The sequence below is a fragment of the Streptomyces sp. NPDC107550 genome, from assembly GCF_055639095.1.
This window is the reverse complement of record NZ_JBVKBC010000013.1, coordinates 40117-66136: the sequence shown is the minus strand read 5'-3', so window position 1 is coordinate 66136 and position 26020 is coordinate 40117. Positions and strand designations below refer to the sequence as shown.

The 26020-nt window shown below is 74.6% G+C and carries 19 protein-coding genes; 12 read left to right on the top strand and 7 right to left on the bottom strand.

Translation table 11 applies throughout. The features are described 5' to 3' along the window. Positions 1–3: 3 nt before the first annotated feature. A complete protein-coding gene (locus ACZ7LY_RS19135; RefSeq protein ID WP_471625802.1) occupies positions 4–516 on the bottom strand; it encodes a MarR family winged helix-turn-helix transcriptional regulator in 513 nt (170 codons plus the stop codon). 132 nt (positions 517–648) lie between these two features. Between ACZ7LY_RS19135 and ACZ7LY_RS19130 the strand changes: the two genes are divergently transcribed. The 6 genes from ACZ7LY_RS19130 to ACZ7LY_RS19105 all read left to right on the top strand — a co-directional run bounded on the left by ACZ7LY_RS19130 (position 649) and on the right by ACZ7LY_RS19105 (position 10125). Beyond that, on the top strand, positions 649–1290 hold the full coding sequence (locus tag ACZ7LY_RS19130; RefSeq protein ID WP_471625801.1) for a UbiX family flavin prenyltransferase: 642 nt from the start codon (positions 649–651) through the stop codon (positions 1288–1290). Next, positions 1287–2780 carry a UbiD family decarboxylase gene (locus ACZ7LY_RS19125; protein WP_471625800.1) on the top strand — a complete coding sequence of 498 codons (1494 nt, stop codon included), beginning with the start codon at positions 1287–1289 and terminating at the stop codon, positions 2778–2780. Before ACZ7LY_RS19130 ends, ACZ7LY_RS19125 begins: the two co-directional genes overlap by 4 nt. 112 nt (positions 2781–2892) lie before the next feature. Beyond that, the gene (locus ACZ7LY_RS19120) at positions 2893–4869 is read left to right on the top strand and encodes a serine/threonine-protein kinase (RefSeq protein ID WP_471625799.1); all 1977 of its coding nucleotides are present in this window, start codon (positions 2893–2895) and stop codon (positions 4867–4869) included. Positions 4870–5072: 203 nt separating this feature from the next. Beyond that, positions 5073–7220, top strand: coding sequence for an outer membrane protein assembly factor BamB family protein (locus ACZ7LY_RS19115; protein WP_471625798.1), 2148 nt, complete (start codon positions 5073–5075; stop codon positions 7218–7220). Continuing rightward, a complete protein-coding gene (locus ACZ7LY_RS19110; RefSeq protein WP_471625797.1) occupies positions 7217–9406 on the top strand; it encodes a protein kinase domain-containing protein in 2190 nt (729 codons plus the stop codon). The genes ACZ7LY_RS19115 and ACZ7LY_RS19110 overlap by 4 nt, the downstream gene beginning before the upstream one ends. Before the next feature lie 83 nt (positions 9407–9489). After that, on the top strand, positions 9490–10125 hold the full coding sequence (locus ACZ7LY_RS19105) for a hypothetical protein (protein ID WP_471625796.1): 636 nt from the start codon (positions 9490–9492) through the stop codon (positions 10123–10125). A gap of 26 nt (positions 10126–10151) precedes the next feature. On the opposite strand, the gene ACZ7LY_RS19100 is transcribed toward ACZ7LY_RS19105, so the two are convergent. Together ACZ7LY_RS19100 and ACZ7LY_RS19095 are read right to left on the bottom strand one after the other, a co-directional pair. After that, positions 10152–11534: an ABC transporter ATP-binding protein gene (locus ACZ7LY_RS19100; RefSeq protein ID WP_471625795.1), complete on the bottom strand. Its 1383-nt coding sequence runs from the start codon at positions 11532–11534 to the stop codon at positions 10152–10154. Between the two features lie 53 nt (positions 11535–11587). After that, on the bottom strand, positions 11588–13327 hold the full coding sequence (locus tag ACZ7LY_RS19095) for an ABC transporter permease (protein WP_471625794.1): 1740 nt from the start codon (positions 13325–13327) through the stop codon (positions 11588–11590). 835 nt (positions 13328–14162) lie between these two features. Between ACZ7LY_RS19095 and ACZ7LY_RS19090 the strand changes: the two genes are divergently transcribed. The 6 genes from ACZ7LY_RS19090 (at position 14163) to ACZ7LY_RS19065 (ending at position 22323) form a co-directional block, all read left to right on the top strand. Continuing rightward, entirely contained in the window at positions 14163–14840 is a 678-nt protein-coding gene (locus ACZ7LY_RS19090) for a response regulator transcription factor (protein ID WP_471625793.1), read from the top strand. 142 nt (positions 14841–14982) lie between these two features. Further along, positions 14983–16311 (top strand): sensor histidine kinase, encoded by a 1329-nt coding sequence (locus ACZ7LY_RS19085; protein WP_471625914.1) that lies wholly within the window; start codon positions 14983–14985, stop codon positions 16309–16311. A 110-nt stretch (positions 16312–16421) separates the two neighbouring features. Beyond that, positions 16422–17612 carry an LCP family protein gene (locus ACZ7LY_RS19080; RefSeq protein ID WP_471625792.1) on the top strand — a complete coding sequence of 397 codons (1191 nt, stop codon included), beginning with the start codon at positions 16422–16424 and terminating at the stop codon, positions 17610–17612. After that, a complete protein-coding gene (locus tag ACZ7LY_RS19075) occupies positions 17600–19006 on the top strand; it encodes an FtsW/RodA/SpoVE family cell cycle protein (RefSeq protein WP_471625791.1) in 1407 nt (468 codons plus the stop codon). Before ACZ7LY_RS19080 ends, ACZ7LY_RS19075 begins: the two co-directional genes overlap by 13 nt. 645 nt (positions 19007–19651) lie before the next feature. After that, positions 19652–21151 carry an FUSC family protein gene (locus ACZ7LY_RS19070; protein WP_471625790.1) on the top strand — a complete coding sequence of 500 codons (1500 nt, stop codon included), beginning with the start codon at positions 19652–19654 and terminating at the stop codon, positions 21149–21151. A 140-nt stretch (positions 21152–21291) separates the two neighbouring features. Continuing rightward, positions 21292–22323: a lactonase family protein gene (locus tag ACZ7LY_RS19065; RefSeq protein ID WP_471625789.1), complete on the top strand. Its 1032-nt coding sequence runs from the start codon at positions 21292–21294 to the stop codon at positions 22321–22323. Here ACZ7LY_RS19065 and ACZ7LY_RS19060 read toward each other — a convergent pair. The 4 genes from ACZ7LY_RS19060 to ACZ7LY_RS19045 all read right to left on the bottom strand — a co-directional run bounded on the left by ACZ7LY_RS19060 (position 22286) and on the right by ACZ7LY_RS19045 (position 26009). Then, positions 22286–22978, bottom strand: a complete 693-nt coding sequence (locus ACZ7LY_RS19060) for a class I SAM-dependent methyltransferase (protein ID WP_471625788.1) — start codon at positions 22976–22978, stop codon at positions 22286–22288. The genes ACZ7LY_RS19065 and ACZ7LY_RS19060 overlap by 38 nt on opposite strands. Positions 22979–23171: 193 nt before the next feature. After that, positions 23172–24110 carry a sirohydrochlorin chelatase gene (locus tag ACZ7LY_RS19055; protein ID WP_471625787.1) on the bottom strand — a complete coding sequence of 313 codons (939 nt, stop codon included), beginning with the start codon at positions 24108–24110 and terminating at the stop codon, positions 23172–23174. Between the two features lie 208 nt (positions 24111–24318). Further along, complete coding sequence (locus ACZ7LY_RS19050; protein WP_471625786.1) at positions 24319–25335, bottom strand: N-acetylglucosamine kinase; 1017 nt, start codon at positions 25333–25335, stop codon at positions 24319–24321. After that, complete coding sequence (locus tag ACZ7LY_RS19045) at positions 25332–26009, bottom strand: uracil-DNA glycosylase (protein ID WP_471625785.1); 678 nt, start codon at positions 26007–26009, stop codon at positions 25332–25334. The genes ACZ7LY_RS19050 and ACZ7LY_RS19045 overlap by 4 nt, the downstream gene beginning before the upstream one ends. Positions 26010–26020: the final 11 nt, after the last annotated feature.

The following is a 26020-nucleotide window of genomic DNA, read 5'->3' as shown; positions in this document are numbered from 1 at the left end:
GGGCTATGCCCCCGCGCCCTCGTCGCCGCCTCCGTCCGCGCCCTCACCGCCGCCGTCTCCGCCGGAGCCTTCATCGTCGCCGACGACCTTGTTCAGCAGCGCGAGGAACTGTGCGCGCTCCGCGGAGGTGAGCCGCCCGAGCATCGTCTCGCTCACCTCCGTGACGGCCGGGGCGAGCGTCAGGGCGGTGTCACGGCCCGCGTCCGTGAGCCGGATCAGCTTGCGCCGCCGGTCCGCGGGGTCCCGGGTGACGTCGAGAAGCCCGCGCCGGTGCAGGCGGTCGAGCAGGGGAGCCGCGGTCGACTTGTCGAGATGGGCGAGCGTGCCGAGCGTGCCCTGATCCAGGTCGCCGTGCAGATGCAGCAGGCTCAGCACCGTGAACTGCGGGCCCGTCAGATCCCCGTCCACCCGCTCGTGCCAGAGCCGCGTATGGACCTGGTTCAGCTTCCGGGCCAGGGGGCCGAGCCCGCCCAGCGCGTCGTTCAGGACCTGCGCCCGCGTACCGCCGCGTGTCACCGCTGCCCGCCTCCACCACGTTGAAAAGGACGTACACGTACTATACGGTGAAGCCCATTAGGACGTGTACGGAGTAATTCGGGCGGCGGACGCGGCGCGGTCGTGGCCACCGGCCCGGGACGGAGGACGTGCGTGAAGCTCGTCATAGCGATGACCGGCGCCACGGGCGCCCCGATAGGCGTGCGCCTGCTGGAGGCGCTGCGCGAGCTGGACGTCGAGACGCATCTCGTCGTCAGCCGCTGGGCGCGGGCCACGCTCGCGCAGGAGACCGGGCACACCGTGCGCGACCTGAGCGACATCGCCACCTTCACGCACCAGCCCGACGACCAGGGCGCGCCCATCTCCAGCGGTTCGTTCCGCGTGGACGGCATGATCGTCGCGCCGTGCAGCATGAAGACCCTGGCCGCCGTCCGTACCGGGCACGGTGACGGGCTCATCGCCCGCGCCGCCGACGTGATGCTCAAGGAGCGCCGCCGGCTCGTCCTCGTGGCGCGCGAGACCCCGCTCTCGGCGGTCCACCTGGAGAACATGCTGGAGCTGACCCGGATGGGCGCGACCGTGATGCCCCCGGTCCCCGCGTTCTACAACCACCCCGCCTCGGTCGCCGACATCGTCGAGCACGTCGTCGTACGCGTCCTCGACCAGTTCGGCCTCGACGCACCCACCGCCCGCCGCTGGCAGGGCCTGCGCGCCCACGCGAGCGCGAACGTGCCCGCGAGCGCCCGCCCGGCGGACGGCGGCCATCCCACCCCGGTCGGAAAGGACCTCTCATGACCCAGCGCGGCGGCGCCCTCAACTTCCGTGACTTCGTGGCCGAACTGCTCGCGGCGGGCGACGCCGTGGACATCCGCGAACCCGTCAGCCCCACCCTGGAGGCCGGCGCCGTCACCCGGCGCGTCTACGACACCAAGGCACCGGCCCCGCTGTTCGCCGAACTCACCGAGGGCGACCCCGGCTGGCGGATACTCGGCGCGCCCGCCGGGCTCAGCTCGCGGGGCACGTACGGGCGGCTCGCCACGCACTTCGGCCTGCCCCGCGACGCGGGCCCGCGCGCGATCCTGGAGAAGCTCATCCAGGCGATGAAGGCCGAACCGCTCCCTCCGCGCGTCGTCGCCACCGGCCCCTGCAAGGAGAACGTCGTCACCGGCGACGACGTCGACCTCACCCGGCTGCCCGCGCCGCTCCTCCACGAGGGCGACGGCGGACGGTACCTCGGCACGTACGGCTTCCACGTCGTGCGCACCCCCGACGGCCGCTGGACGAGCTGGTCCGTGAGCCGCACGATGCTCCACGGCCCCACCAGCCTCGTCGGGCCCGCGATGCCGCAGCAGCACCTCGGCATGATCCACCAGATGTGGCGCGAGCGCGGCGAGCGCACCCCGTGGGCGATGGTGCTCGGCGCCCCGCCCGCCGCCCTCGCCGCCGCCGGCATGCCGCTGCCCGCCGAGGTCGACGAGAGCGGCTACGTCGGCGCCCTCACGGGCAGCCCCGTCGAGGTCGTCGCCACCGAGACCAACGGCCTGTACGTACCCGCCACTTCGGAGATCGTTCTGGAGGGGTACATCAGCGTCGACGAGACCGCGCCCGAGGGGCCGATGGGGGAGTACCACGGCTACGCGTTCGCCGAGCGTAAGCCGCAGCCCGTCTTCCACGTGGAGGCGATCACCCACCGCGACGACCCGATCCTGCCCGTCTGCGTGGCGGGCGTGCCCCCGGAGGAGAACCACACGATCTGGGGCACGATGATCTCGGCCGTCAGCCTCGACCAGTTGCGCTCCGACGGACTGCCCGTCTCCATGGCGTGGTGCTCGTACGAGGCCGCCACCTGCTGGATCGTCGTCGCCGTCGACATCCGGCGGCTCGCCGAACTTGGGATGACCGAGGGGGAGTTGGTGGACGCGGTCGCCAGCTCCCTGTTCGGGTCGCACACCGGGTGGCTGGTGCCCAAGGTGATCCTCGTGGCCGACGACATCGACGTCACCGACATCGACCAGGTCGTGTGGGCGCTGGCCACCCGCCACCACCCCGCCACCGGCAGCTACCCCTACCCCGACGCCCCCGGCATCCCGCTCGTCCCGTACCTCACGCCCGAGGACGTCCGCGCGGGCCGGGGCGGCAAGTCCGTCACGAGCGCGCTCCTGCCCGAGCAGTTCACCGGCACCACGCGCGGCAGGACCGCGTCCTACGCCAACTCCTTCCCGGAGCACGTGCGCCGGAAGGTGGAGGAGAACTGGACCGCCTACGGGTACACGCCCTCCGCCTGATCCGCGGACGGGACTTCGCGGACGCGGCCGCCGGGGACGGGTCGGCGCCGGGCGGAGAACGATCCGGCAACGCCCTCCTCCGCCGCCCCGGCCACCCGTACGATCTTCCGCTGTGGAGGGACTGACGGGAGAACTGCGCGCCGGTGACCCACGCGCCCTCGGGCCGTGGCGGCTGCTCGGCGTCCTCGGCGAGGGCGGCATGGGCACCGTCTACCTCGGGCGGTCCAGGTGGCGCCTCGCCGCCGTCAAGACCCTCCGCGCCGACCTGCCCGACCGCGACCACCTCGTGGCCCGCTTCCGGCGCGAGCACCGCGCTGCCGAGGCCGTTCGCAGCCCCTACGTACCGAAGCCGCTCGGCGCCGACCTCACCGGCCAACCCCCGTGGATCGCCGCGGAGTTCGTCCCCGCGCCCACCCTGGAGCGCTGCGTGGAGGAGTCCGGGCCGCTGCCCGAGGCGTCCGTCGTGACGCTCGGCGCGCTGCTGGCCTCCGCCCTCGCCGCCCTGCACGCCGCAGGCGTCGTCCACCGCGACCTGAAACCGTCCAACGTGCTGCTCGCCGCCGACGGCCCCCGCCTCGTCGACTTCGGCATCGCCCGACTGCCCGCCGCGACCGCCCTCACCCTCACCGGCCAACGCCCGGGCTCCGCCGGGTACATGTCGCCCGAGCAGGTCACCGGCCGGTCGCCCGGACCGGCCGGTGACGTCTTCACCCTCGGCGCGCTGCTCGTCTACGCCGTCAGTGGCCGCCACGCGTTCGGTGAGGGCGGCGCCGGGCTCGTCGACTACGCCATCGCGCACGAGGAACCCGACCTCCGCCAGGTGCCGCCCGCGCTCGCCGCCGACCTCGCCCGCTGCCTGGCCAAGAACCCCGGCGACCGGCCCACCGCCGCGTCGCTCGCCGCCCACTGGCGGGCCCCGCGCGGCCGGCCACGCCCGGACTGGCTGCCGCCCCATGTCACCCGCCGCATCAGCCGACTCGCCTCCACCGTCAGTGAGTTCAGCCGCCCCGGCCCCTCCCGGCGTGCCCTGCTCCTCGGCGCCGGGGTCGTCGTCCTGGGCGGGGCGGCGGGCGGCGGCTGGTGGGTCGCCGGGCGGGAAGGGGGCCGGCCGGGCGTGCCGCGCTGGAACGGCGGGCCCGTCGAGGTCCCCGCGCCCGTGTGGCACCGCACCGACCTCGACGACCCGCAGACGTTCGCCCCGGTCCCCGCCGCCGACGTCCTCCTCACCGCGCACGGGGGAGGGGCGCGCGCCCTCGACGCCCGCACCGGCGCCCCCCTCTGGTCCGCCCCGGCGTCCGGCGCCCCCGTGGCGCAGGCGGGACGGGTGCTGCTCACCGGCGCCGACGGCACTCTCCGCGCCCTCGACGCCCGTACGGGAAAAGCGAGTTGGCGGCGGTCCGCAGGCGTCGTACGGCTGCTCGCCGCCGACAGCGCGAGCGGCTTCGCCGTGGACCGCGCCGGGCACGTCGTCGCCGTACGGCTGCGGGACGGGGAAACGCGCTGGCGGTCGGACGTGCTCGCCCCGCCCGGCACGGCCGCCTCCGCCGGAAGCGGAATCCTCCTGATCACCCCGCCCAAGGGCGAGTCCGTCGCCCTTGACGCGAGCACCGGGCGGAAGAGGTGGACGACCGCGCGCGGCAGCGCGACCGTCGCCGGGGGCCGCGTCGTCCTCGGCGGCACGACCGTCCTGCGCTGCCTCGACTCGCGCACGGGCAGGGAGCGTTGGCGGGCGAAGCGGTCCGGCGACCTGTACCCGTTCGGCCGGCCCGCCGTCGCGGACGGGCTCGTCCACGCCACGGAAGGCACCCTGCTGCACACCGTGCGGCTCTCCGACGGCAGTGGCGTACGCGAACTGTCCGACTCGCAGGACCGGTACGCGACCAGTGCGCCCGTCGTCGCGGGCGACGGCCTGTACGTGGCGCTCGCCGAGGCGGCCGGCGGGGTCGCCGCGGTCCGGCTCGACGGCGAAGCGGAACGCTACCGCTTCTCGCCCACCGCCTCCCGCAACACCCCCTGGGCGCTCGCCGCCACCGGCGACGTCCTGGCCGTGGCGAACGGCCCCCGCCTGTACGCGCTGCCCCTGATGTGAGGCCCGGCAGCTCACCGCTCCGGCGAGGACGGCCGGAAAGCGGCGGCCCGGAACCGATCTCTGTGCCACCCTCGTCTTGCCTGTGGATCGAGAACGGCCTGTGAATCGAGGACGGCCTGTGGATCGAGGACGGCCTGTGGATCGTGAACGGTCCATGGGGTGGCAGCGAGGTGAAGTGACGTGCGACGGACGGGGGTTGACGCGTGACAGAGGTGGCGGACGAGAAAGCGCCGGCCGACGCCGACCGGCTCGCCGCACGCGGCTACGCGGTGCTCGCGCCGCAGTGGCGCAGCGCGTCCGCGCAGGCGTACGTGGCCCGCGACCGGCGCGGCGACACGATCCTCGTCGTCGTGCCGCACCCGGACCTCGCCCGCTCGCCCGCCCTGCGCCGCCGCTTCCGGGAGGAGGCGGCGCTCGCCGACCGCGCCGCCGGCCCCTGGGTCGCGCCGGTGCGTGAGAGCGCCGAGGACCTGCTCGTCACCGCCTACCGCCCCGCGCTCGCCCTGGACGCCGCCGTCACCGCGCACGGCCCGCTGCCCGAGACGGCCGTGCGGGTTCTCGGCAGCGCCCTCGCCCAGACCCTCACCCGGCTGCACGCCCTGACCCGCGTCCACCGCGGCCTCGCCCCGCACACCGTCCATCTCAGCGCCGACGGGCCGCTGTTGACCGGGTTCGGGCCGCTCGGCGCCGCGACCCGCGTCGATCCGGCGGGCCCGCGCCTCACGCTCGGCTACCTCACCCCGGAGCAGACCGCCGGGCGCACCCCCGGCCCCGCCGCCGACGTGTTCGTCCTCGGCCTGCTGCTGGTGTACGCGGCGACCGGTTCAGGCCCGTTCGCCGCCGCGACAGCGGACGCGGTCGCCCAGGCCGACGCCGCGCTTGACGCCGTACCGGAAGCGCTGCGCCCCCTGCTCGCCCGCTGTCTGGCCAAGGACCCCGAGCGGCGGCCCGCGCCCGAGGAGATCGCCGCCGCGTTCACCCCTGAGGGCCCCCGCGCGCTGCTCGCCCAGGGCTGGCTGCCGGGACCGGTGACCGCCGCGCTCGCCGCGCAGGCCGCCGCGGTCCTCGCCTCGGACGCCCCGGTACCGGGCCCCCGTACGCTCCTCGACACCTCGGCCCCCGGTGCCCCGGCTCCCGCCGCCCCGGCCACGGGGGAGCCGGCCGGGGCGCGGCCCCCGTACCCGCGACGGCACCTGCTGTTCGCCGGGGCGGCGCTGCTCGCGGGCGCGGGCGGCGGCTGGGCCATCGGCCACGCCGGGCGCGCACCGGCGCCCGCCGCCGCGCGGCCCGCGCCGAAACCGCGCCGCGTGCCGGGCACACCGCCCCCAGCGCTGTGGCACTACAAGGCCGTCGAGCAGGGCAGTCCCGCCGTCAACTGGCGTGACCGGTGTGTGATCCTGCCGCTCATCGGCCCGCTCGTCGGCCTCGACGCCCGCACCGGCAAGGTCCTCTGGAGCAAGAACCACGCCATCGACACCGGCATCGCCGTCATCCGGGACGACCTGCTGCTCGGCGGCACGTACCAGGGCCTCGTACGGCTGTCGGCCGAGACGGGCACGGTCAAGGACACCGACACCGCCTTCCCCCTCGTGCGGCGGTTCCTGGCGCAGGACGGGCCGCGCGTCTGGTTCCTCGCCGATCCCGGCCTCGTCTGCTACGACGCCGCCGAGCGCGCCGAGGTCTGGCACACGCGGCTGCCCAAGGGCTACCCGGCCGAGACGCGGCTCGTCCTCACCCGCGACACGATCTACGCCCAGCGCTACCCGAGCCCCGGCGACGCCCCGAAGAAGCGCAAGGCACGCTTCGCCGCGATCGACCGCGCCACCGGAAAGCTCCGCTGGGACAAGGAGATCGGCGGTGTCACGGCCGACGCGTGCGCCTGGATGTCCCCGCGCGGCGAACTGCTCGCCGAGGACAGGTGGGCGCGGCTGACCGCCTGGGACATGGCCAGCGGCAAGAAACTGCGCGGTTACCGCACCCCGTACGGCACCTCGCTGTACCGGCCGCGCGCGATCATGTGGCGCGGCGGCAGCATGTACATCACCGACAACCTTGGCACCGTGTACCGCTTCGCCGCCGACGACACCCGCACCTGGACCAGCCGGGCGCCCGGCGACTACGGCCGCAGCGAGTACGCCGACCTCGCCACCGCCGGAAGCGGGCTGCTGCTGCACCTCGACTGGCGTGCCGTCACCGCCGTCGAGCAGGACACCGGCGCCCCCGCCTGGGTCTTCCAGGGCGTCGGGGTGACGGGCGACGACGGACTGATCTGGCAGGTCAGCGCGGGTCCCCGCATCGCCGTCCTGTCCCGCCAGTACGGCAAGCACCACTTCGCCCTGCCGATCGGATGAGCGCCGCCCAGCCCCTGCTGCCCGCCGACCCCGACCGGATCGGCGGCTACACCCTGCTCGGCCGCCTCGGCGCGGGCGGCATGGGCACCGTGTTCCTCGCCCGGACCGCGGGCGGCCGGGTCGTGGCCCTGAAGACGGTACGCGAGGACCTGGCGCGGGAGCCCGAGTTCCGCGTCCGCTTCCGCCTGGAGGCCGAGGCGGCGCGCGCCATCGGTACCCGGCACGGCGCGCCCGTCGTGGACGCCGACACGCAGGGCGCCGTGCCGTGGCTCGCCACCGAGTACCTGCTCGGCCCGTCCCTCGACGACGCGGTCGGCCGGTACGGGCCGCTGCCCGAGCCCGTCGTCCGCGCCCTCGGCGCCCGGCTCGCCGGAACGCTCACCGAGATCCACGGCGCCGGGCTCGTCCACCGCGACCTGAAGCCCTCCAACGTCATCGTCACGGCCGAAGGACCCCGCGTCATCGACTTCGGCATCGCCCGCGCGCTCGGCGCCCGCCGCCTCACCCGCACCGGGCAGGCCGTCGGCACGCCCGCCTACATGTCGCCCGAGCAGGCGACCGGGCGCGAACACGAGCCGCCCGGCGACGTGTTCGCGCTCGCCGGGGTGCTGGTCTTCGCCGCGAGCGGGCACGGCCCCTTCCCGGGCGGGCAGGCCGCCGACGTGCTGCACCGGGTGCGCCACGACGACCCCGACCTCACCGGCGTACCGGACGCGCTCGTCCCCGTCCTGCGCGCCTGCCTGGCGAAGACGCCCGGCGAGCGGCCTGACCCGGCCCGGCTCGCCGCCGAACTCGGGGACCAGGCATCCCAGTTCGCGTCCGTGCTGCCAGGGCCGCTGCTCGCCGACATCGGCGACCGCACCACCGCCATGTGGGAACTGCGCCCCACCCGCGCCCCCGGTCCGCCTCCCGACCGGCTCCCCGCGACGGCCGCCGGCCCCGGCCCCTCCCGGCGCCGCCTGCTCCTCGCGGGCGCGGGCGGGCTCACCGCGCTCGGCGGCGGTGTCGCCGCATGGGCGGCGCTGCGCACAAGCCCGGCACGCCAGAAGGGGGCCGGCGGGACGCCCGGCGGCGCGCCGCGCCCGGCCTGGAAGCGCGACGTCGGCGAAGAGGCCACTGTGCGCGCCGTCGTGAACGGGGTCGTCGTGCTGTCCGTGGGCGACGAGAAGGACGCGCGGGGAGCGATGGGCCTCGACGCGCGCACCGGCCGAGTGCTGTGGCGGCAGAAGCGCGCGGTCACGTTCCCCGACATCGCGCCGAGCACCGTCGTCACCGACGCGACCGCGGGGCAGGAGGACGAGGGCTCCCCGCTGCTGCGGCTGGACGCCCGTACCGGGGAACTGGCGCGTTTCGCAGGGGAGTTGGGGGCCATTCGTGCGAACAGGCCCGAACTGGTCGCGGACGGCGGTGCCGTCCTCTACCTCCAGGGGTACGCCGACGGCCGTCGCCCGGAGGCCGTCCTCGCCGCCTTCCGGGCCCGTGACGGCAAGCGGCTGTGGCGGCGCGGGGACCCGCTCCTGGGGTCGCGGGCACCCGGCGCCCTGGCCGCCGGGCTGCTGCTCTACGGCACCTCCGGGGGACTCGTCGCCGTGGACCCGGCCGACGGCTCCCCGCGCTGGACCACGCGCTCCGACCGCGCCGCCCCGCTCGTCGAACAGATCGGGCCCGGAGCCGCCGGGGGCGGCCTCCTGGTCACCGGCGGCAACGAACTGCGCGGCCTCGACACGGACACCGGCAAAGTCCGCTGGCGCTTCGGCCGCGACCGCGCGCCCTACAAGGGCGGACAGCCGTACTACGGCAGCCCGCTCGTCGCTGGGTCCACGGTGTACTGCGTCGGCATCGGCAAGGGCCACTTCGACCGGGGCCTCGCCACCATGGACGTCCTCGCCCTGCGCGCGGGCGACGGCGCGCCGCGGTGGCGGTACAACACGCACGTCCCGCTCCGGCTCGGCACCCAGCCGTATCTGCGCGGGGGCCGCCTCTACGTCGACACGGGTGAGGTCGGCCAGCCGCTGTTCGCCCTCGATCTGCGCACCCACCGCCCGCCCTGGACGCTGCGCAGCGGTGTCACGGACGACGGCCGCGTCCCCCAGGACCTCTCGACGGGCCGCACGTCCCTCGTCCCCTCGGGCGACAGGCTGTACCTGTCCTGCGGTACGTCCGTGCTCGCGCTCCCGGCGGACTGACGGCGGCGGCGCGGCAGTGTGGCGCTGACCGCGCTCGCCCCCGACTGCCCCCGGATCACGCGCAGTTGGGGCACACTGTCCGTGTGGCTGACGAGAACGCGCCCCGCACGGCCGCCGAGACCCGTGCCCTGGCCTTCCTGCACGACGTGGTCGAACCGATGGCCGCCGAGCTGCCCGACGCCCCGGCGGTCCTTGCCGCGCTGCGCTGGACGGCGGTCCCGCGGGGGCCGCGCCCGGACGCCGTGGACGAGGTGCTTGCGGCGGGCGGCCCCGGCGCGCGGCTCCTGGGCCGCTTCACCGCCTACAAGGAACGGGCGCGGGAGCAACCGGCGGACGAGTCGGCCGGCGCCGTCGAGAACACCGTCGAGACCCGGTCCCCGAAGACGGCCGGCCGCCCCGTGGACCGGATGGACGGCCCGGGACCGCAGGGCCGGCCCCTCCCGCGCTCCGTGGAGAGCGCCGACGAGGCCCTGGCCCGCCAGGCGCAGCCCGAACTGCTCAACGAGATCCTGGCCGGCGGTGCCGTGGCCGCCTCCTTCACCGCCGCCGCCGGCGTGGCGAAGGCGAAGATCGAGGCGACCACCCAGCGCCGCAAGAACGACCTGGACGCCGAGACGCAGCGCCTCAAGATCGCCTCCGACGAGCGCATCGCGGGCCTCCAGGCGCTGCACGCCCCACCCCGAGAACAGGACGGCGGGCCCCAGCCCGAAGAAGGCTGACGGCCCGTCATCCGCCGTGGCCGGTCTCAGGATTCGTCGTCGGCCGGCGGCTCCTCGTGCGGCAGCGTCAGGACGCCGTCGCGCGCGTCGTACTCGTACAGCTCCGCGTAGCGGCCCCACGTGATGGCGATGGCGAGCTGCTGGTGCGCGGCCTGCTCCGAGAAGTGCGCGCGCAGCCGGTCCGTGATGCCCCGCTCGCGCAGCCGTCCGCCCTCCGAGGCCATGAGCAGGGTGCGGATCGTGGCGACGAGCGGGACGTTGGCGAGCACCGCCGCGACGAACAGGCGCTTACGGGTGAGGATGTCGGCCTCGGCGAAGCCGCTGCCCGTCGCGGTCAGCCGCAGCTCCCCGCCGTCGGCCTTGGCGTACCGCAGCAGCTCGGCGGCCTCCACGAGCGGCATCAGATCGTCGACCTCGTACGACAACGCGTCGGCCAGCACGGAGAGTTCCACGGAACTGCCGCGCGCGGCGACCTCCTCCAGGAGCCCGGTGACCTGCTCCACGTCGGCCGCCGGCAGCGGGGTCGCCGCGCCGAGCGGGTCGTCGACGCCGACGGCGGCCGGGGTGTGCGCCCGCTCGCCGGTCAGGCACTCGTACGCGTCACCGACCAGCGCCTCGAAGCCGGGCGTGCGGCGGTCGCGCGGGCGGGGCAGGTCGACGCGCAGCTCGGCCGCGATGGTCCCGGGATCGGTGCCGAGGACCAGGACGCGGTCCGCGAGCTGGACGGCCTCCTCGATGGAGTGCGTGACCAGCAGCGCCGTACGGGTGGGGCTGTCATGGCGGGTGAGGAGCGCGAGCAGCTCCCCGCGCAGCGTCTGCGCCGTGAGCACGTCGAGCGCGGAGAACGGCTCGTCCATCAGCAGCACGTCCGGCTCCACGACCAGCGCCCGGGCGAACCCCACGCGCTGCCGCATACCGCCCGACAACTCCTTCGGGTACGCGCTCTCGAAGCCGTCGAGGCCGACCATGTCGATCGCGGCGAGCGCCCGCTCCCGGCGCACGTCGGCGCGTACGCCCCGGGCCTGGAGGGCGAGTTCGACGTTCTGAAGCACCGTCAGCCACGGCATCAGGGCGAACGACTGGAACAGCATCGCCGTACCCGGGTTGGGGCCGGTGACGGGCGCGCCCCGGTAGTGCACGGTGCCCGCGGACGGTTCGAGCAGGCCCGCGATGTGCCGCAGCAGCGTCGACTTGCCCGAGCCCGACTTGCCGAGCAGGGCGACGATCTCGCCCTCGTACAGCGTCAGGTCGATGTCGTGGAGGACGGGGAGCCGGGCGCCGGTCGGCGAGGTGAAGTGCTTGCGCAGGCCGCGCACGGTGATGACGGCGGGCGTCGCCGCGCGCGGTCCGGCGGTGGCGGCGGCGATGGCCGCGCTCACGCTCGGGTTCTTCGTGACGATGGTCTTCATGGGACAACTCCTGTGCGGAAGAAGGGGGGTGGGGCGTCGCTCGGTACCGGCGGTCACAGGGCGCAGCGCTCCTGCGCGTACCGGTACAGCCGCCGCCACAGCAGGCGGTTGATGACGATGACGTAGAGGCTCATCAGGACGGCACCGAGCAGGTTGCGCGCGAAGTCGCCCGAGTCCGTGGCCTGCGTGATGTAGGCGCCGATACCGACGGCGGTCAGCGTCGTCGTGCCGTAGCTGACGAGTTCGCCGGGGATGGACGCGTTCCACGCGCCGCCGGACGCCGTCAGCGCGCCCGTCGTGTACGAGGGGAACACCGCCGGAAGGATCAGCTTCTTCCAGCGCAGCCAGCCGCGCAGCCCCAGGTCGTCGGCGGCTTCGCGCAGGTCACCGGGGATGGAGCTGGCGCCCGCGATCACGTTGAACAGGACGTACCACTGCGCGCCGAGAGCCATCAGGGCGATGGCGCCCCAGTTCAGGGAGACGCCGGTGGCGCTGAGGACGACGACGGCGATGGGGAAGAGGAAGTTCGACGGGAACGACGCGAGCACCTGCACGATGGGCTGCGCGATCCGGTTCACCCTCGGGTTCATGCCGATCCACGCGCCGACCGGTACCCATACGAGCGTCGAGAACACGACGAGGACCATGACCCGGCCGTACGTGATGAGCGCGAGCCATGCCGCGTGCCCGACTTCGCCGACGCCGACGTGCGCCAGGATGTACGAGGCGAGCCGCCACAGGATGGCCACGACGGCCACCGCGCACAGCGCGTTGAAGACGAGGTCCCCGCGCCGGCGGCGCACCGGGTCGTGGTGCAGCCGCCCGGACGGCGTGCCGAGCACCCGCCCCATCACGGCGTCCAGGCGCTCACCGGCCGGGCGCAGCACCCCGGCCGCGCGGCCGGGCAGGGTGGAGCGGCGCAGCAGGTTCAGGAACCAGCTCTTGGGCTGCTCGGCGATCTCGCTGTCCTCGGTGCGGAACCGCTCGGCCCACACCGTGACCGGCCGCCAGAAGAAGAAGTTGACGGACACGATCATGAGGATCATCACGCCGATGGCCAGCGCGACCCGGCCGCCCTGCCCCTCGTCGAGGGCCCGCGCCACGTAACTGCCCACGCCGGGCAGGCCGTTGTCGCGGCCCCCGACACTGATCGTCTCGGACGCGGAGAGCGCGAACCAGGCGGCGCCGAAGCTGATCATGCCGTTCCAGACCTGGGCGATCATGCCGCTGGGCACGTCCACCTTCCAGAACCGCTGCCAGCGCGTCAGCCGCATCAGCCGCGCCGCCTCGTCCAGTTCCCTGGACTGGGTGGTGAGCGAGAGGTAGAACGCCATCGCCATGTTCCACACCAGAGCGGTGAACACCGCGAAAATGGAGGCGAGTTCGAGGCCGAGCGTCGATCCGGGGAACATGGCGATGAACCCCGTGACGGTGATGCTGAGGAACGTCAGCACGGGCACGGACTGGAGGATGTCGATGACCGGCACGATGACCTTCGCCGCGCGCCGCGAGCGCGCCGCCCACGTACCGAAGACGAACGTGAACACCACGGCGGGCACGAGCCCGGCGAACATGCGCAGCAGCGAACGCGCCGCGTAGTACGGCAGTTCGCCGGGGTCGGTGGAGACGACCGGCGGATGACCGGCGTCGTACGGCTGGTCGGCGGACGCGGCGACACGGACGACGAAGTAGGCGACGACGACGGTGCCCAGCAGGACGAGCACGTCCACGGGGCGCATACGGGCGGCGCGCGCGGCGCCGCCGAGGGGGAGGGAACTGCGGAATTTCGACATGAGGGAACCCGGAAGGTGCGCGGACCCACGCCCCGGCGCGGTACTGCCGTGCGGGGGCGGGCCCTGAGGGCGGGTGAGGACTGGGGGGAGCGGGGAGAGACGGAGGGGCGTGCCCGGTGTGCCGCCGGCCCGGCCGCAGCCGGACCCTCGGGCGGCCCGGGTCCGGCGCACGGTGCGTCGGGCTTCGGGGCACGTCCGGAGTCGGGCGGTGCGTCGGATGCCGGGGCGGGTCAGGGCACGTCACGCGAACCGGGGCACGCGTCGGCGAGCGGTGCCGGGTGTCCGGCGCGGGGCCACGGCCTGCGAGACGGACGCGCTCCCGGCTCACCGGAGCCCGCGGAGTCCTCGGGACGCCTTCGGATGCCTCCGGCGCCTCCGATGGGGACGGAGAAGCGGGAGAAGCCCGAAAGATCCGCGAGGCCGGGGGCCCGGGGAGGGCGGGGCGGCTCGGCGCGGGGCGTGGCCGCGCGCCGGATCGCCCGGTCGGGGCGCGTCAGGCAGCGCGGAGCCGATGCCCGGCTCGGCGGCACGGGTGACTGGGAGGGTCGCCGTACAGCACAACGACCACCTCCTCACGTCCTCGGGCGGGGCGCTCTCGGCCCCGGCACATCCATCGTGGCCCCGGCGACCTGAAGCGCACCTGAAGACCCTGAAGGCGCATTCAGAGCCGACCGCCTCCGGCGCGAGAGCCGCGCCCGCCCTGTATGGTCCCCCGCCCCGGACCGCCCGGCCACCTGCGCAGGCCCGCCCGGACGCCCGCCGTGGCCCACCCCGAATGCGCCGCCCCCACCGAGGACGCCTCCCGTGAAATTACGCGGTATGTAACATTTGAGCAGTGAAGATCCTGGTCATCGAAGACGAGCGCGCGCTCGCCGACACCCTGCGCCGGGCCATCTCGTCGGACGGGCACTGGGTCGACGTCGCCCACGACGGGCACACCGGGCTCGAACGGGCCCTGACCGGCGGCTACGACATCATCGTCCTGGACCTGATGCTCCCCGGCCTGAACGGGCTGGAGGTCTGCCGCCGGATGCGCGCGGTCGGCGAGGACGCCCTGGTCCTCATCCTCACCGCCAAGGACGGCGAGTACGAGGAGGCCGACGGGCTCGACGCGGGCGCGGACGACTACCTCACCAAGCCGTTCTCCCTCGTCGTGCTGCTGGCCCGGCTGCGCGCCCTCGGCCGCCGCGCCGGACGCGAACGCCCCGCGACCCTCCAGACCGGGGACCTGACCCTGGACGTCGCCGCCCGGCTGTGCAAACGCGGTGAGGTGAGCATCGAACTGACCGCGCGAGAGGCCGAGGTCCTCGGCTGTCTGCTCGCGGCGGACGGCGGCGCCGTGTCCAAGCAGGACATCCTCGACGAGGTGTGGGACTCGCCCGCCGACCTCGACCCCAACATCGTCGAGGTCTACATCAGCTCGCTGCGCAAGAAGGTGGACGTGCCGTTCGGCCGGCACACCATCCGCACCGTGCGCGGCATCGGCTACCGGCTCACCGACGATGCCCGCTGACCGCCCCGGTCCCGCCGGGCCGCCCGCCGCCGCACCGGCTGCCGGACCGCCCCCCGCGCCCGAAGCCGCCCCGCGCCAAAGGCGCCGCCCGCGCCTGCCCGGCACTCTCCGTACCCGCGCGACAGCCGGAGCCGTGCTGACCATGGTCGTGGCGCTGGCGCTCGGCGGCGGCTGGCTGTACCTGACGCTGCGCGGCAACCTGAAGGAGAACAACGCGGCCCGCACCGAACTCGCCGCCCGCCAGGCCGCCGCCCACATCGCCGCCCTCCCCGGCGGCCGGCCCACCGACCTGCCCGAACCGGCGGGCGGCGTGGACGCCGTGCTCGTCCTCGACGCCCGCGGCCACGCCGTGGCCAGCACCGCCCCGCACCCGGCGGCCCGCGCCGCCGCCCTCGCCGGGTTCCGGCCCGACGCCGGTAAGGACTCGGCCGTACGCGAGTTCGGCGCGTCCCCGGCCCTGGCCGGCCACACCAGCGTCGTCGCCGTCGTCCGCACCCCCTCCGCGGGCGGCGAGCGCTACGTCTACGCGCTGACCGTGCTCAACGCCGTGGACGACGCCGAACGCGCCCTCGGCGTCACCGTCCTCGTCGGCGGGCCCCTCGTCGTCGTCCTCACCGGGCTCATCGCCTGGTCGGTGACCGGCGCCGCCCTGCGCCCCGTCGAGTCGATCCGCCGCGAACTCGCCTCCGTCACCGCCGACCACCTCGAACGCCGGGTGCCCGCGCCCGCCGGCGAGGACGAGATCACCCGGCTCGCGGCGACCGTCAACGACACCCTGGAGCGCCTGGAGGACTCGGTGACCCGGCAGCGCCAGTTCGTCGCCGACGCCTCCCACGAACTGCGCAACCCCATCGCCGCCGCCCGCGCCGAACTCGAACTCGCCCTCCTCCACGACCCGCCCCCCGAGGCCGCCGCCTCCTTGCGGCAGGCCCTCGACAGCACCGTCCGGCTCGAACGCATCGCCGCCGACCTGCTGCTGCTCGCCCGCCTCGACGCCCGGGTGCCGCCTGCGGCCCAGCTCGCCGACCTCTCGCTACTGGCGGCGGAGGAGATCGCCGGCCGGCGCGGCGCGCCCGTCCCGCTCGTCCTCGAAGCGGCCGACGACCCCGTCCTCGTACGGGCCGATCCCGCGCAGCTCGAACGGCTCCTGACGAACCTGCTCGACAACGCGCAGCGGTTCGCCCGCACCGAGGTCCGCGTCACCACGGCCAACGACCCCGCGACCGGCACCGCCGTCCTGGAGGTCGCCGACGACGGGCCGGGCATCCCGCCCGAGGCGGCCGAGCGGGTGTTCGAGCGGTTCGCGCGCCTGGAGGCCGACCGGGACCGGGCCAGCGGCGGCACCGGCCTCGGCCTCGCCATCGCCCGGGAGATCGCCCGCGCCCACGGCGGCACCCTGAGCGTCACCCAGGCCCCGGGCCCGGGCGCCCACCTGCTCCTACGCCTCCCACAAGCAGGCCCACCCACCTGAGCCCCCGCCGTGAGCCGGGTTGGCGGGGCCCGTGCACCCGGCCCCGGTTCCTGAGGACGGCTTCGGGATCCTCAGGTTCCGTTCAGCAAGGGGCGTCCAGGATCGTCCCCATGTCTCAGCACCGAGCCACCCGCCCCCGCTCCCGAGGTCACCGCGGCCGCCCCAGGGGAGCGCACGGGGGCACGCGGCGGCGCAGGCTCGGCCGGACGCTCCTCGCCGTGGCCGGCGTCCTCGCGCTCTGCATGGGCGGCGGCGCCTGGTACCTGTACCGCGAGATCGACAGCATCGGCTCCTCGTCCGCGCTCGACGACGACGCCCCGAAATCGACCGACGGCACCACGAACATCCTGCTCATGGGCCTCGACAGCCGGAAGGACCAGAACGGCGAGGACCTGCCACGCGGCATCCTCAAGAAGCTCCACGCGGGCAACTCCACGATCGGCGGCTACAACGCCAACACCCTGATCCTCCTGCACGTACCGGCCGACGGCGGCCGCGCCCGGGGCTTCTCCATCCCGCGCGACAACCTCGTCGACATACCGGGCCACGGCAAGGACAAGATCAAGAAGGCGTACGGGCTGGCGAAGGCGGACAAGGAGACCCAGCTCCGCGCCGAGGGCGTCACCGACCACCGCACGCTGGAACGGGAGGGCCGGGAAGCGGGACGCCAGGCCCAGATCCGTACCGTACGGGACTTCCTCGACGTGCCCATCGACCACTTCGCCGAGGTCGGACTCGCCGGCTTCTACCATCTGGCCGACGCGCTCGGCGGCGTCGACGTCTGTCTCGACAAACCGGTCAAGGACCGCTACTCGGGGGCCGACTTCCCGGCAGGCAAGCAACGCCTCAACGGGGAGCAGGCCCTCGCCTTCGTTCGGCAGCGGCACGGTCTCCCGCGCGGCGACCTCGACCGCACCCGGCGCCAACAGGCGTTCCTCGCCTCGGCGTTGCACCGCGTCAACAGCGTCGGCACGCTCACCGACCCCGCCCGCCTGCTGAGTCTCAAAGACGTGGCCAAGGAGAACGTCGTGATCGACAAGGGGTGGGGCGTCTTCTCGTTCGTGGGGCAGGCGCAGAACCTCTCCAGCGGCAAGGTCGACTTCACGACCCTGCCCGTCGAGAGCTTCGCCAAGCACAACGGTGAGGACGTCAACATCGTCGACCGCGACCTCATACGCCGACGCGTCCACGCAGCCATCGCGGACGACGAACCGCCCAAGAAAAAGACCAAGCCCCGGCCCCGCAAGACCGAGCACACGTCCGAGAAGGTCTCCGGAGGCGGTGTCCCATGCGTCTCCTGAACGCCCTCCCGCTCCGCGGCGCACGCGCCGACGACGGACCGCACGCCGAAGCCGCGCAGGCCCGCCGCACCGAGGCCGTGCTGCTCGGACTCGCCCTCGTCATCATCATCTACGCCTCCGTCTCGGTCGGCCTCGCCATGACCGGCGGCATCCCGGAGGACCTGGCCGCGTTCGCCGCCTCGCAGCTCCTGCTGGCCGGAGTCGCCCACATCGGCGTCCGCCGGTTCGCGCCGTACGCCGACCCGCTGATCCTGCCGCTCGCGTTCCTCCTCACGGGCCTCGGCCTCGTCCTCATCCACCGCCTCGACCTCACGTACGCGGACCGCTACGGCTCCGCGCCCGCCGCCGGCGGCCAGTTCGTCTGGACGGTGATCGCGGTCGCCGCCACCGTCGTGCTGCTGTGGGTGCTGCGCGACTACCGGCAGCTGCAGCGCTATATGTACGTCACCATGGCCGCGTCGATGGCCCTGCTCATGGCGCCCGCGTTCTTCCCCGGCGACAGCTACGGCGCCAAACGCTGGGTGCACCTCGGGCCGCTCTCCTTCCAGCCGGGGGAGTTCGCCAAGGTCGGCATGGTCGTCTTCTTCGCGGGGTTCCTCGTCCTGCACCGCGACGGGCTCGCCTCCACGGGCCGCCGCTGGCTCGGCATGACCCTGCCGCACGGACGCCAGATCGGGCCCATCGCCGCCGTGTGGATGCTGAGCCTGCTCGTGCTCGTGTTCGAACGCGATCTCGGTACGTCCCTGCTGTTCTTCGGCGTGTTCGTCGCCATGCTCTACATCGCCACGGAACGCACCGGGTGGGTGGCCTGCGGGATCGCCATGTCCGTGGCCGGGGCGGTGGTCGTCGGCGCGACCGAACCGCATGTGAAGGGGCGCATCGTCGCCTGGCTGCACCCCTTCGACATCTACCTGCCGCCCGACCAGCGGCCCCCCGGGCTCGTCTCCCAGCAGGCCGCCGAGGCCCTCTTCAGCTTCGGCAGCGGCGGGGTCACCGGGGCCGGGCTCGGGCAGGGGCATCCCGAACTCATCGGGTTCGCCGGGCGCAGCGACTTCATCCTGACCACCGTCGGTGAGGAACTCGGGCTCGCCGGTGTGATGGTCGTGATCCTGCTCTACGCCCTGCTCGTGGAGCGCGGGCTGCGGACGGCCCTGATCTGCGGGAATCCCTTCGGGAAGCTGCTGGCGGCGGGGTTGTCGCTGGTCCTGGTCCTTCAGGTGTTCATCATCGTGGCCGGGGTCACGGGGCTGATGCCGTTCACGGGGAAGGCGTTGCCGTTCCTCGCGCAGGGGGGTTCGTCGATGGTGGCCAACTGGTTGCTGACGGCGATACTCCTGAAAATCAGCCACGAGACCCGTCGCCGGGGGCGCGGAGGGATCGACCCCGAGGTCTGACCGTCGTAAGCCCAGTGCGGCCCCGGGGGGCGTCTCGTGCAGTTCCCCGCGCCCCTTGGGGAGTTGGCCTGAGTGCCGACTTCCAGCCGTTGCGGCGATTGAGGACCGCTCCGGAGCCTGGCCCCAGCGCCGATTTCCAGCCCCTCCGGCAATTGAGGAGCGGGGCCTGGGGCGGAGCCCCAGAGTGCCGGGTGCGTCGTGGCTGAGCGCGCAGTTCCCCGCGCCCCTGACGGGGCTGCCAGCCCGGGCACTTCTTCGGCGCCCCGCCGCCTTGGGCAATCTGCCGCCTGGGGCGGCAGGGTGGGCAAGGCGGCACCCCAGCACCGGGTGCGAACAGGTTGTGCCTCGGGTGCAGCTCCGGTGGGGCTTCTCGCGCAGTTCCCCGCGCCCCTGAGGGAGTCGGTCTGAGCGCCGGCTTCCAGCCTCTCCGGCGGTTGAGGAGCGGGATGGGCCTTTGGATCAGTCCGGGGGGCGTGGGGTGTGGGGGGCGGTGGGCCAATGGCTCAGGGAAATGGGGGCCTGTTGAACCGGTAGCCGGGTCGATGGTGTGATGGGCGGGTCGATGGCGCTGCGGACCCCGGAAGGGTCTCCGCGGCGCCTTTCTCATGCACGTACGAACACGACGGAACCGAAGGGGCGGGTACCTTGCTGAAGAGGGCGTTCGTGGCACCGGACCCGGGGCGGATGCGACTGCGGTTCGCGGCGCGCGCGGTGCTGGGCATCGGGCTGGCCGTGACGGTGTGCGGAGCGTTCGGGCACTCGCTCGTCGCCGCGATCACCGGCGGCCTGGCCGCGCTGCTCGCCCTGTTCACCGTGACCGACGCGACCGTACGCGGCCAGGCGGTCACGACCGCGCTGCTCCCCGCCGTGGGCCTGCCGGTACTGGCGCTCGCCGCCGTCCTGCACGGCATGCCGCTCGCCCGCGACCTCGCGTTCCTGGCCGTCGTCGGCGCCGGGGTGTACGCGAGGCGCTGGGGGCCGCGCGGGCACTCCCTCGGCGTGTTCGCCTTCATGATGTACTTCGCCACGCAGTTCCTGCACACCGTGCCCGCCCAGCTCCCCGAGCTGTACGCGGCGGTCCTGCTGTCCCTCGGCAGCGCGGCCCTCGTCCGGTTCGGCGCCTGGTGCTACGAGCGCCGCCACCCCGCGCCCGCCCCGGTCGCCGCCCCCACCGGCGGCACGGGACTCGCCCGTATCACCACCCGGCAGGCCGTCCAGGCCACCGTCGGCGCCGCGTTCGCCCTCGGCATCGGGCAGGTCCTGTCCGACCAGCGCTGGTACTGGGCCGTCGGCGCCACCTGGTGGGTGTTCGTGGCCACCGCGTCCCGCGGCGAGACCGTCGTACGCGGATTCCGCCGCTCGCTCGGTACGATCCTCGGCATCGTCCTCGGCTTCGCCGTCGCCGTACCCCTGCACCACGTACCGGCCGTCGCCGCCGTCGTCGTGGCCATCAGCGTGTTCGGCATCTTCTACACCGCCCACGTCTCCTACACGTGGATGATGATCGCCGTCACCGTCATGGCCAGCATGCTCTACGGGCTCCTCGGCGTCCTCGACCCGGCGCTGCTCGCGCTGCGCGTCACCGAGACCGCCGTCGGCTCGCTCGGCGCGGTCCTCGCGGTCCTGTTCGTCCTGCCGGTGACCACCCACTCCGTCACCGACGCCTGGGTCGAGCGCGCCCTGCGCTGCGTCCACGTCTGCACCGCCGAGGCCGCCGCCCGGCTCGCCGGGGACGCCGGCGCCGACCCGGCACCCCGCGTCGCCGAACTGGAGGCGATCCTCGGCCGCGTACGCCTCTCCCTCAACCCGCTGATCCACCCGCTCAGCCCGATGAAGGCCCGCCGCGCCCGCGCCCGCCAGGTGCTCGCCCTCCTCGACGACTGCGCCCGCGAGGTACGCGGCCTCGCCTCCGTCGCCGCCGACCCCGTCGCCTCCCACGACGCCCGGCTCGCCGCCGCCTGCTGGCGCGTCGAGGCCGCCGTCGAAGCCCTCACCACGCCCGAGCCCTACGAGAACCGCCCCGCCGCCGCGCCGCAGCACGCCGAGGCCGAACCCGTCCTCGCGCACCTGCACGCCCTCGAACAGGCCCTCGTCGAACTCGCCGTCCCCCTGCGCCGCACCGAGCGCGCCGGCGCCGGAGCGTAGGGCCTTCCCTTCGGATCAGCCCGCGACCCCGGCATGATCCGAAGGACAGGCCCCGAGGCGCCGCCTCGCCGCCGACCCGCCCGGCGCCCCTGCTACGGTCGGCGCACGGGCGCCGGGCCCGTGCGCCGAAAGGGGAAGCAGTGAGCCGGACTTGGCGGGCATACATCGGGTCGTTCACCGCGGCGGGAGGCCCCGGCATCGTCGCCGCCGACCTCGACCCCCACTCCGGAGCGCTCACCCTGCTCGGCGCCACCGACGCGCTGCCCGACCCCTCCTACCTCGCCGTCGCGGAGAACGGGCTGCTGCACGCCGTGAGCGAGACCTCGGACGGCGCGGTCGCCGCGTTCCGCACCGACGTCACCCCGCCCGTGCTCGCCGCGCCGCCCGTCCTCGTCGACGGCGACGGCCCCACCCATCTGTCCCTGTGGGCCGGACACGTCCTCACCGCCAACTACGGCTCCGGCAGCGTCAGCGCCGTCGCCCTGCGCTCCGACGGCACCCCCGAACCGCGCCGCCGCGACGTCCTGCGGCACACCGGCTCCGGCCCCCACCCGCAGCGCCAGCAGGCGCCCCACGCCCACCAGGTGCGGCCCGACCCCAGCGGCCGCTGGGCGATCGGTGTCGACCTCGGCACCGACTCCGTCCTCGTGTACGAACTCGCCGGCGGCCACCTCGCCGTACGCCACGAGACCGCCCTGCGCCCCGGCTCCGGCCCCCGCCATCTGACCTTCCACCCGGACGGCCGGCACGCCTACCTCCTCAACGAGCTGGCGCCCACCCTCACCGTCTGCGCGTGGGACGCCTCACTCGGCGCGCTCAAGCCGCTCACCGAGGTGGCCGTGCTGCCCGGCACACCCGCGGGCGACGCCTACCCCTCCGAGGCCGTCGTCGCGCCCGACGGACGGTTCCTGTGGACGGCGACCCGCGGCGAGGACGTCATCTCCACGTTCACGCTCGACGCGGCGGGGGAGCGGCCCACGCTCGTCGCCACCACGCCCTGCGGCGGCCGCTGGCCCCGCGACCTGGCCCTGCACCCCAGCGGCCGGTTCCTGTACGCGGCCAACGAACGGTCCGGCGACGTCACCTGGTTCACCGTCGACGAGGCGACCGGCACCCCCGTGCGCGGCGGGTCCGTCACCGTACCCGCGGCATCCTGTGTGGTGTTCGCGTGACCTCGGCCAGCGGCTCGGCCACCCCCACCAGATAGGCCCCCGCGGCCTCGCGCACCTCGGCCGCCCAGCCGAGCCCGGCCAGCTCCCCGGAGAGCGCGGACGGCTCCCGGAACACCTTCACGATCCGGTACGCGCTGCCGTCCGAAAGCCTGCGCAGCGCCGCCGGAACGGCCTGATCGGGCAGGACCTCCTCGTCGGCGCGGCGCGCGGGCCCGTCGTCCACGAAGACGGCGTGCCCGCCGGGCGCGAGCGCCGCGCCCACGAAGTTCCAGAACGCCGCGTGCCGGGCCGGCGGGACGTGTGAGAGCCAGAAGGCGAAGAAGACGGTGTCGTAGCGGCGCACCGGCCGCCAGCGGTACATGTCGGCCTGAACGAACCGTACGTTGTCCGCCGTGACCCGCTCACGGGCGAGCGCCAGGGTTTCGGCGGAGGCGTCCACGGCGGTCACCGCGTCGGCCCGCGCCGCGAGTCTTCGTGTCCACTGGCCGGTGCCGCAGGCGAGTTCCAGCACATGCCCGCGCACCGGGACCTCGTCGACGACCCGTAACAGGTCCCGCAGGTCGGCACGTTCACGGTAGGGCCGGTCGTACTCGGGGGCCTGCGCCCGGTAGTAGGCCAGCTGTTCGGAAAGCAGCGCGTCCTCATCGGCAGCCATGCATGTCGACAATACCGCCGCCCGTGCCCCCGCGGACCGGCGAAGGTCGGCCAGATCCAGGCCGGTCGGCCCCCTCGTCAGCAGGGCGCGTACGGGACCGCGTACCGGACTCCGTACGGGACCGCGTACCGAACCCTGTACGGGAACGGAAAAGGGCCCGGGGACAGGCGTCCCCGGGCCCTCTCGCGCAGTCTCAACCGCCGGAGGCGACAGGCTGGGGAGTGATCCCGAGCGCCGTCGTGTACTTGGCGAGCGCCAGCTTGCCCATCGCCGGGTACGCGCCCAGCGGCTGGGCCGAGGAACACCCCGCGTCCTTGGCGGCGGCCTCAAGGACGCTCGGGTCAAGCTCCGGGCCGATCAGGTACGGGGCGAGCGCGAGCTGCTGCGATCCCGCGGCGCGAAGCTGCTCGGCGATGGCGGAGACGGCACCCTCGGCGTCCAGCGCGGCGGCCATCACCGGCACGGCCAGCCGCGCGGCGAGCAGCATGCCGGTGATCCCGGCGGCCTGCACGGCCTCCTCGCCGCCCACGGTGACCAGGATGATGCCGTCGGCGGCCGTGGCCACCGTGAACAGGCGGGCGCGGTCGGCGCGGGCCAGACCCGCCTCCGACAGCCGCACGTGCAGCGCCTCCGCGAGCAGCGGGTGCGGGCCGAGCACATCGGTCAGCTCGGCGGCGACACGGCTGTCGGCGATGCCCTGCCGGATCTGGCGGAGCTGCGCGCTGTCGGGCCCCGCGAGCAGCGGGACGACGACCGCGACCGGGCCCTCGGGCTCCTTGACGCCCTCCACACCGGCGGCGACGGCCTGCTCGTAGCGTGCCGTGCGCTCCTTCGCGGCGTGCGCGAGCACCGACGCGAGCGAGGGGAACTCCGCGGACACCGGGAAGTCGGTGGTCTCGCCCTCGACGAACCCGACCCGCGCGTCGAGGCCGGGCAGCTCCGAACGCGCGATGCTGACGACCTCGTCGGCGAGCATGCGCGTCGCAGAACTGGGCGTACCGGGCACCGCGAGCACAAGGGACGGCGCGCCCTCGGGGGCGGCCACGGGTTCCGGGCGGCGGTGGCGTCCGGGCTGGCGGGGTCGCGGCATTCGTACGGGCAGGCCGGATGCGGGCCCAGTGGGGGTGCTCATGGCGCCGCATGCTACTGGCTCAGCGGGCCTCCTTGTTCGGTCAGGGGCGGGCTGAGCGGTATCCGTCCGCGATTGTCCGTTTCGGTAGCGGAATACTTCAAGTGTCCTGGTCCGCGGGGGTGCGCGGGCAACCGCACGCCTCTGCGCACCCGTCCGGCGGCCCCACGACGAGGCGGTACGGGCACGCCGTGCGAGGCGGCTCCCGGAGTCACGGCGCGTGCAGCAGCCGTCCGTCGCGGGGCAGGCGCAGGGTGTCCGTCGCCAGCGCGGCGGCGATCACCAGCGAGCCGTGCAGCGGATCGCCCTCGGCCTCGACCACGGCCGCCGCCGGGATCAGCTCCGCGAGCGCGGCGCCCAGCGGCCCGAGCAGCGGCTCGCCCGTCCGGAACAGCCCGCCCGTCAGCGCCACCTCGCCGCCGTCCGCGGGGCAGACCGCCGCCGCCGACTCCGCGATGTGCCGTGCCGCGTCCCGCAGGATGCCGGCCGCCACCGGATCGTCCGGCGCGCAGCTCGCCACGTCCGGCGCGAACGAGGCGAGCGCCGCAGGCCGGTCCGTGCGCGGATAGATCCGCCCCGGCAGCTCGCCCGCCGGCCCGAACCGCTTCTCGGCCAGCGCCAGCAGCGCCGCGCTGCCACCGCGCCGCCCGTCGAACGCCCGCATCGCCGCGTCCAGTCCGGCCCGCCCGATCCACGCGCCGCCGCCGCAGTCGCCCAGCAGATGCCCCCAGCCGTCGGCGCGCCGCCAGACCGTCAGATCCGTGCCGAGCGCGATCATGCCGGTGCCCGCCGCGACGACCGCCCCGGGCCGCTGCCCGAGCGCCCCGGCGTACGCGGTCACCGCATCACCGGCCAACGCGAGCCGCTCCACGCCCAGTTCGGCGCGGAGTGCCGACGGCAGCGCCGCCCGCAGACCGTCCCCGAGCGTCGCCATCCCGGCGGCGCCCACCACGGCGGCGACCGGCGGCGCGGGTGCCGACACCCCGCCGACGTCGGGGCCTTCGGTCCCGTGGAGTCGGCCGAACAACTCGCGCACCATCGGCACCAGTTGCCCGGTCATGTGCTCCGCGTCGATCCCCGCCGCCGACGTCCGCACCGGCACCCGGGACACCGCTGTCACCCGGCGGGTCAGGTCACTCGCGTCGGCGAGCGCGACCCGGAGGCCGGAGCCGCCCGAGTCGACGCCGAGCACCAGGCGCGCCGCGCGGTCGGGGGCCGGGCCGCTCACGGCAGCCGCCAGTCGATGGGCCGCCCGCCCTGCCGCTCCAGCAGGTGGTTGGCCCGGCTGAACGGGCGCGAGCCGAAGAAGCCCCGGTCCGCCGACATGGGCGAGGGGTGCGGGGACTCGATCGCCGGGTAGTCCGCGAGCAGGGGCCGCAGATTGCGCGCGTCGCGGCCCCACAGGATCGACACCAGCGGAGTGCCGCGCGCCGCGAGCGCCTTGATCGCCTGCTCGGTGACCTGCTCCCACCCCTTGTCCCGGTGCGAGGCGGGCCGCTTCGGGGCCACGGTGAGCGCCCTGTTGAGCAGGAGCACGCCCTGCCGCGTCCACGGGGTCAGGTCCCCGTTCGACGGCTGCGGCAGGCCGAGGTCCGTGCCCAGCTCCCGGTAGATGTTGATGAGGCTGCCCGGCAGCGGACGCACGTCGGGGGCCACCGAGAACGACAGGCCCACCGCGTGCCCCGGCGTCGGATAGGGGTCCTGGCCGACGATCAGCACCCGCACGTCGTCGAACGGCTGCTGGAACGCGCGCAACACATGGGCGCCCGCCGGGAGATAGGTGCGCCCGGCGGCGATCTCCGCGCGCAGGAAGTCTCCCATCGCGGCGATCTGCCCGGCCACGGGTTCCAGGGCCTTCGCCCAGCCCGCTTCGACGATTTCATGCAGAGGTCGTGGTGCCACGGCGTCACCCT